Origin of the sequence: Thioalkalivibrio sp. HK1 (assembly GCA_000583135.1) — a bacterium.
GTDB lineage: Bacteria > Pseudomonadota > Gammaproteobacteria > HK1 > HK1 > HK1.
In genome coordinates, this window is the sequence record JFBG01000025.1 from 1 (window position 1) to 6,566 (window position 6,566).

Below are 6,566 nucleotides of genomic sequence, written 5' to 3' on the forward strand. Positions count from 1 at the left end.
ATCCGCGCAAGGCTTGGAGCCGGATTCGAACCCCGCCGATGCCTCGAGCGCACCGCTGAACGAGCGCATCGTCGCCGCCTTGAGAGAGATCTACGATCCGGAGATTCCCGTCAATATCTACGATCTCGGCTTGATCTACGAGGTCGATTGCGACGATATGGGGGTGGTGGAGATCGAGATGACCCTGACCACCCCCGGGTGTCCGGTCGCCCAGACCTTTCCCGGGGTGATCGAAGCTGCGGTGCAAAATGTGCCCGGGGTCGCCGCCGCCCAGGTCAATCTCGTGTGGGAACCCGCTTGGACCATCGATCGGATGAGCGAGGCGGCGAAGCTCGAACTCGGCTTTTTCTGAACAAGCGAGCGCAACGAGCAAAGAGCGGCGATGGAAGCCCTTTGCGCCCCGCCAAGAGCCGAGCCCCTTTTCGATACCCGATTCCCCGTTTCCAAAGATCGAATACCACCGGATCGCAAAACGATGAGCGATTGGATCGATGTCGTCCCCGCAGCGGAGCTCGCCACCGACGATCACCGAATCGTCGATATCGACGATACCGCGATCGCGGTCTTCAATATCGAAGGCGAATTCTTCGCCATCGAGGATCTATGCACCCATGATTACGGCGGTCTCGCCGGGGGTTGCGTCGAGAACGGACAGATCATCTGCCCCCGCCACGGCGCGCACTTCGATATCCGCACCGGCGAGGCGCTGACCCCTCCCGCCTACGAACCGGTCGCCACCTTCCCCGTACGCATCCACGAAGGGATGGTGCAGGTACGAGACGATCGGGACGATTGATCCAACGAACGGCGAAGAGGGCGCGATGAAAAGCACGGCGAGGATCGAGGAAATCGAGGTCAAGAACTATAGATTGTTCCGACACCTCGAACTTTCCGATCTACAGCCGCTGACGGTGGTGATCGGGGCCAACGGAAGCGGTAAATCGACCCTTTTCGATATCTTCTCCTTCCTCAAAGAATCCCTTTCCGAGAATGTGGCATCGGCCGTCGCCCGCCGGGGTGGATTCCACGAACTGGTCAGTCGAGGGGAATTCAAACCGATCGAGATCGTCATCAAATTCCGAGAAGAAGGTGGCAGGCTGGCAACCTACCGTCTCGAAGTGGCGGAGAAAAACGGCAAGGCCTTCGTTCATCGAGAAGTGCTCAGCTATCGCCGAGGACAAAAAGGCGCTCCTTGGTATTTCGTCGATTTCTCCAAAGGTGAAGGCAAGGCGATCACCAACGAAAACGCCTACGGTCAAGCGGGTGCGGAGCAAAAGCGCAAGGAATATCGCTTGGAAGATCCGAGCGTTCTGGCGATCAAGGGTTTGGGGCAGTTTCGCGACTTTCCGGTGGTGGCGAATTTTCGCAATATCATCGATCACTGGTATATCTCGAATTTTCAGATCGCCGACGCCCGGCCCAGCGCGGATGCCGGATATTCCGAGCACCTTTCGAGCCGGGGCGACAATGTGGCCCAAGTCGCCCGCTATCTCTACGAGCACCATCGAGAGCGATTCGATCGCATCATCGATGCGATGCGAACCAGAGTTCCCGGTATCGAGAACGTACAAGCGCACCCGACCGAAGACGGGCGCTTGGTTCTCAAATTCGAAGACAGCAGCTTCGAAAAACCCTTCATCGCCCGCTACGTTTCCGACGGCACCATCAAGATCTTCGCTTATCTGGTGCTGATGCACGAACCCGAGGCTCACCCGCTGCTGGCGATCGAGGAACCCGAAAATCAGCTCTACCCCGATTTGCTACCCGATCTGATGGAAGAGATTCGGCTCTATGCCAAAAGAGGCGGTCAGGTCTTCGTTTCGACCCACTCCACCGATCTGATCAACCGAGCGAATCTGGATGAAATCCGGTGGCTGGAAAAAAACGAGGGCTTTTCCACGGCTTACCGAGCGAGCGAAAGCGAACTGCTAAAGGATCTGATCGAGGAAGGGGATTGCCCCGGAGATCTGTGGAGGCAAGGTCTCATCGGTCGCATCTCAAGGCATCGACGATCCGATGATGGGCAAAAAGCCATCTTAGCCCACTGAGGGAGCGATTTTCTATCTCGGCGAAGGATCAAGGGTTCCGGCCGATGCGAAGTGACGATCGGTAATCCTTCGCCGGTTCCGGGCGCTGATTTGGAAAAAAGAGAGAGAAAGACATGATCCGGATAGCGGTATTGATGCTGGCACTGATCGGTGTAAGCAACGCCGGGGGGCAAGGGATCGCTTCCTCGCAAGGGACGCTGGCGGTCATGCCCATCGTCGAGGATCTGATCACGCCTTGGGGTTTCGGGTTCTTGCCGGATGGGAGGATCGTCATCACCGAGCGTGGGGGGAGGATCTTGCTGGCCAAGGAGGGATCCGAGACGATCGAGGTCGATGGCGGCCCCGAGGTCGTCGCCCGAGGTCAGGGGGGATTGCTCGATGTGATGGTGCCGCGTGATTTCACGACCACCCGCGAACTCTATTTCTCCTACTCGAAAAAACAAGAAGGCGGCGGAGCGGGCACGGCGGTGGCCTTGGCCGTGCTCGACGAGAGCGGCGAAAGGCTCGTCGATCTCTCGACCATCTTCGAGATCGCCTCCGGATCCGGCGGCGGACGCCATTTCGGCTCCCGCCTGCTCGAAGCCGAGGACGGCACCTTATTCCTGACCGTCGGCGATCGAGGGGATCGCCCCTCGGCCCAAGACCTCTCGCGCGAAAACGGTTCGGTGGTGCGCATCGAGCGCAACGGGTCGATTCCGCCCGACAATCCCTTCATCGAGCGCGCCGATGCCCGGCCGGGGATCTGGTCTTTCGGTCATCGCAATGCCCAAGGGATGGCCTTCGGGCTCGACGGGCGGCTATGGACCGTCGAACACGGTGCAAGGGGCGGAGACGAGATCAACCATATCGAGCGCGGGAAAAACTACGGCTGGCCGGTCATTTCCTACGGCACCCATTATTCCGGCTCCAAGATCGGCGAGGGTACGGCAAGGCAGGGGATGGAACAGCCCGCTTTCCATTGGGACCCGTCGATCGCCCCCTCGGGTATGATCATCTACTCCGGCGAACTCTGGCCCGAGTGGCGCGGGGATTTCTTTGTCGGGAGCCTGAAATTCAACATGATCTCGCGCCTCGAGGGCGATACCTCTCTAAGAGAGGCCGAGCGCCTGATGTCCGACGAGACCCTGCGAGTGCGCGATATCAAAGAGGCACCCGATGGCAGCATCTGGTTTTTGAGTGTCGGCAAAGGAGCCTTGTACCGCATCGCTCCTGCGGGAAAATAGCATCGAATCGATGCCTGCCCGCTTGGATTTTCCGTGCCATATCGGCGATGCCGGCAAGGGGGTATGGCAGTTTTCTCGCATCCGCTTCGCTGACGAGATTATGGAATCGCTCGGTGGCGAAGGCTTCGAAGATGCACCGGATCCCGTACCGACAGGCTTTAACGAGTAAACTAAGGGCACACCCGCCCGATCGACCGCCCAACCGAGGAGCCGCGCCGGCCAAATCCGAATATCAAGGCGATAGGGCTCGGCCTCGGATCGTCCGCAGGGCCTGACAATATCCATCTCCATGAACATGATGCAATCGGTAATGACGATGATGAACCATCCAATCGATATCGCCAACGATTCAAGCGCACTGCCAAAGGTAGCATCCGACGTGCCGGTGGCACCTGAATCGACTACCCCACCCAAAAAACGTTTCGCTGCTGAAATCCTCGTATCACTCGCTCTTTGCTGTCTATTGATATTTATGGTTTCACCCTTGGCACAAGCCCATGATAGACCTAGCGATGTAAGTGAAGATGCGGCGCATTGGTGTACCATCGTCGACCCTGGCGATGATGATCCTGATCATCACCGTTTTGCATTAGAAGTTAGATCGACGAATTGCGTCAAGTTAGTCCCAAACGAGGATGCAATGCTTGTATCTGGAAAGATGATTAACGATCAAGGCGAATGCGTGGATGTTCTAACTCGGAACGGCACTGAGGGCAAATATCGCATAGCGGAGGGCACCCGAGAATTGCCGTATATCCAAGGTAATGATAGCAGCTTATATAGACGTCACATGAAGATCTGTGTCGAATTTGAAAGACCTGAAGTGCAAAAAGAAACCGGATTTCTAGGCTGCGACAGTGTCGCCATCAACGATTGCGGAAACCATTTCATATCAAATCCTAACTTTGAAAGCCCTCTTTTTCCTAACAGAAAAGGTTACGGAGGTATCACATTCGTAGCACCACTAAGGATCCCCCAATCGGGCAATATGGTTTTGGACAACACCGGTACTTTGACCATCGACGAGGGCGGCACCGGTACCTTCACCGTCAAACTCGATAAAAAGCCCACCGCCGCGGTCACCGTCAATATATCGAGTTTCGATACCGACATCGCCTCGCCCACCCCCGCCTCCGCCTCTTTGATCTTCACTTCCACCAACTACAGCACGGCGCAGACGGTCACCATCACCGGGGTGCAAGACAGCGACAACGATGACGAGCAGGTCACGCTCACCATCACCGCCACCGGCGGCATCTCCGCTCCCTCCTTGACCAAAACCGTCAGCGTCGATGACGACGAAGGCCCCTCGGCCATCGTCTTGGATAGCACCAATATCTTGAGTATCGACGAAGGCAACAGCGGCACCTTCACCGTCAAGATATCCCCTCCCTCGACACCGAGCGTCGTGGTCTCTCTGGCCAGCAGCGACAGCAATATCACCGTCGTCCCGAGCAGTTTGACCTTCGCCGCCGGCGCCACCGCCGCACAAACGGTCACCGTCAGCGCCGCCCATGACGCCGACAAGAACGACGAAACCGCAACCATCACTGCGAGCACCGCCAGCATCCCCGCCGCAAATGTCGTCAAGAGAATCGCGGTCGAAGATGACGATATCCCCTCGGGCAATATCGTGCTGAGCGGCACCGCCCGATTGTCCATTGACGAGGGCAGTAACGATACCTTCACGATCAGCCTCGATACCGAGCCCGGCGACGATGTCACGGTGTCGATAACCAGCGCCGATACCGGTGCCGTCACCGTCGCCCCCGCCTCTTTGACCTTCACCTCCGACAACTACGCCACGACGCAGACAGTCACCGTCACCGGGGTGCAAGATGCCGACAACGATAACGAGCAGGAGGTCACGCTCACCATCGCCGCCACCGGGGGTATCGTCGCTTCCAGCGTGACCAAGATCATCGACGTCAACGATAGCGAAAGCGCCTCGTCCATCGTCTTGAGTAGCACCGATACCTTGACTATCGAAGAAGGCGATACCGGCGTCTTCGGCGTCAGGATATATCCCGCCTCGACAGTCGGCGTCGTAGTGAATCTGACCCTCAGCAACAGCAATATCACCATCTCCCCGACCCTCCTGACCTTCGCCGCCAACGCCACCGCCACGCAAGAGGTCACCGTGAGCGCCGCCCACGACCTCGATAACATCGACGGATCCGCCACCATCACCTTGGGCACCAACAGCATCAGCACCCTCGATGTCGTCAAACAAATCGCCATCCAAGATGACGAGCCACCCACGGGGAATCTCGTGCTCAGCACCGCCCGATTGTCCATCGACGAAGGAACCGGCACCGCCTTCACCATCGGCCTCGATACCAAACCCATCGGGGATGTCACCGTCTCCCTCTCCAACCCCGATACCGGGGCGGTCACCGTCAGCCCGGCATCGTTGACCTTCAACGTCGCCAATTACTCGATCGCCCGGACGGTGTCCATCGATGCCCCTCACGATAGCGACATCGACGACGAGTCGATCACCCTCACCATCGAGACCTCCGGCGGAGTCCTCGCCGGTAATGTGACAATGGATATCGATGTCGCCGATGACGACGAGGCCGGCTCCCTCGTGATGGCACCGTCGCTGCTGCAGGTGGCCGAAGGAGGACAAGAGACCTTCCTCGTGCGGCTGGGAGCGGTTCCGAACGTGGACGAAGTCATCGTCAACTTGACCAATACCAACCCCGCCGTCACCTTGGAGCCCACCACTCTCGCCTTCACCCCCCTTGATTGGAATATCGGCCGGGATGTGACCCTTTCCGTCGAATGGGACGAAAACGACGACAACGGCGTTGACACCATCACCGGTACCTTCGACAACGCCGGCGGGAACTATGCGGCGGCCGCCGCCGGCTCCCGAGGGGCGACGATTGGCGTCATCACCCTCGACTATCCCGGGGTTATCGTCACCTCGGCGCAAACGGTAAGACTGGTCGAAGGCAAAGAGCCCTTCGAGTTCACCGTGCGCTTGGGCGAGGCGCCCATCAACACCGATACCGTGACCGTCACGCTATCGAATACCGACCCCCTCATCACCGTCTCGCCGTCGGTGCTGCTCTTTTCCAGAAATAACTGGGGCGAAGAGCAAAGCGTGACCTTGCAGGCGGACGAGGACAACAACAAAGAAGACGGTTATGACTTCATCACCCTGAGCGGGAGCGGGGGGAACTACAACCGGGCGACCACCACGATGACGGTCTTCGTGTTGGAAAGCGGTGGCGGCGGGATCATCGGGGGCGCTTTGAGTCCCTCCGGGGTCTACGCCTTGGCCATT

General features: G+C 58.3%; 5 protein-coding genes. All 5 read left to right on the forward strand.

Annotated features, from left to right (window positions below; genetic code table 11):
• The coding region (locus BF99_RS0108295) for an SUF system Fe-S cluster assembly protein (RefSeq protein WP_025770495.1) at positions 1–352 on the forward strand (352 nt) is incomplete at its 5' end.
• Positions 353–475: 123 nt separating this feature from the next.
• Positions 476–796, forward strand: coding sequence for a non-heme iron oxygenase ferredoxin subunit (locus tag BF99_RS0108300; RefSeq protein WP_025770496.1), 321 nt, complete (start codon positions 476–478; stop codon positions 794–796).
• A gap of 25 nt (positions 797–821) precedes the next feature.
• Entirely contained in the window at positions 822–2,048 is a 1,227-nt protein-coding gene (locus BF99_RS0108305; protein WP_025770497.1) for an AAA family ATPase, read from the forward strand.
• A 113-nt stretch (positions 2,049–2,161) separates the two neighbouring features.
• Positions 2,162–3,271 carry a PQQ-dependent sugar dehydrogenase gene (locus tag BF99_RS0108310; protein ID WP_025770498.1) on the forward strand — a complete coding sequence of 370 codons (1,110 nt, stop codon included), beginning with the start codon at positions 2,162–2,164 and terminating at the stop codon, positions 3,269–3,271.
• Between the two features lie 988 nt (positions 3,272–4,259).
• The coding region (locus tag BF99_RS0108325; protein ID WP_025770499.1) for a beta strand repeat-containing protein at positions 4,260–6,566 on the forward strand (2,307 nt) is incomplete at its 3' end.

What these genes read in the sequence shown, in the direction of transcription:
- BF99_RS0108300 (WP_025770496.1), top strand. Translation starts at nt 476, where the DNA reads ATGAGCGATTGGATCGATGTCGTCCCCGCAGCGGAGCTCGCCACCGAC.
- BF99_RS0108305 (WP_025770497.1), top strand. Translation starts at nt 822, where the DNA reads ATGAAAAGCACGGCGAGGATCGAGGAAATCGAGGTCAAGAACTATAGA.
- BF99_RS0108310 (WP_025770498.1), top strand. Translation starts at nt 2,162, where the DNA reads ATGATCCGGATAGCGGTATTGATGCTGGCACTGATCGGTGTAAGCAAC.